Origin of the sequence: Shewanella xiamenensis (assembly GCF_014647135.1) — a bacterium.
Taxonomy (GTDB): Bacteria; Pseudomonadota; Gammaproteobacteria; order Enterobacterales; family Shewanellaceae; genus Shewanella; species Shewanella xiamenensis.
The window spans coordinates 1-1112 of the sequence record NZ_BMOP01000052.1; the positions used below are offsets into that span (position 1 = coordinate 1).

Genomic DNA, 1112 nt, shown 5'->3' on the forward strand with positions numbered 1-1112 from the left:
AGACTAGGACGTTGATAGGTCAGGTGTGTAAGCGTTGTGAGGCGTTGAGCTAACTGATACTAATGACTCGAGAGGCTTAACCATACAACCCAGATGGGTTTTGCTAAGTAGCACTTAGCTTGAATATAAACACTTAAGAAGTGCAACTCAAACCAGCTTTCTAAATTAAAGAATCAAGGTTAATTACGCAGGTAATTGTGCGGCTGACAAAGCCGTGACGCGCGAAGGGCAGAGTGTACGGTAGTACATGAGCACTGGAGTGAGGAAACAATGCCGTCAGACGTAGAATTAGCCAGTAAGAATTTGCTTGGTGACAATAGCATTTCATCGCCAAGCGCCTAANGCATTTAGTGTTTTCAGTTCTTGCTTTTTTCACTTTTACATTCTCCCTTAGATACCATTTCAGATTGGGTTACTCTAAAAATTTAGGTACATAACATCAGGCCAATAAAAAGAGCAACCTAGGCTGCTCTATTCTGAATTGGGGTTAGCGTGACCATGCTAGTTTGCTGCTGCGCAAAAAGTAACGAATAAGCTTATTGCCCATTAATTTTGGCTTTGAACTTTGCTTTAGTGACGTCATCGGCGAGTTGATACCAATAATCCAGCATATGGCTGATTTCGGCTTGAGTTGGTGAATCAGGCGCTGTGCTTTGTGTTATTGCAGCTGTGGATGCGACTGCTGTGGTGGTAACTATAGTAGACGTCGCAGAAGAGGTAGCTGGCAGAGTTGGTGCACTCGTTGTCGCTGATACTTGAGGCAGGCTTTGCTGAGTGGTAAACGTTATCGAGGCGGGATGTTGTCCCTGATTATACTGAAAGATTTCCTGCTCGAAGTTTCGGCCTATCTGTAACCCATTTTTCACTAATCTATCTTGGTCGAACGCAATCACTTGATTATGCTTATCTAAAAGCATGAGTAATGGTAACTCATCGAATTGCTTTGCAGCCTTAGCCGAATCTATATTGGGCAGTTTGAGATGTAATACCATTCCGCATTAAAGTTCAGTCACCTTTGCCCATTCCCGAGAGCACATCTTTACCACGCGTTTTGTACAACTGATAAAGCTGTTCCATGCCTGGCTGCAGGCATCCACTATGTCCTCATATCC

The 1112-nt window shown here is 43.7% G+C and carries 1 protein-coding gene and 1 rRNA gene; one reads left to right on the top strand and one right to left on the bottom strand.

Annotated elements, in window-relative coordinates; all coding sequences use genetic code 11:
* Positions 1 to 84 (top strand): 23S ribosomal RNA (locus IEY09_RS20080); the annotation flags it as partial.
* 452 nt (positions 85 to 536) lie between these two features.
* Here the strand turns inward: IEY09_RS20080 and IEY09_RS20085 are convergent.
* Complete coding sequence (locus tag IEY09_RS20085; protein ID WP_229778076.1) at positions 537 to 992, bottom strand: DUF2057 family protein; 456 nt, start codon at positions 990 to 992, stop codon at positions 537 to 539.
* Between the last annotated feature and the right edge of the window lie 120 nt (positions 993 to 1112).

What these genes read in the sequence shown, in the direction of transcription:
- IEY09_RS20085 (WP_229778076.1), bottom strand. Translation starts at nt 992, where the DNA reads ATGGTATTACATCTCAAACTGCCCAATATAGATTCGGCTAAGGCTGCA.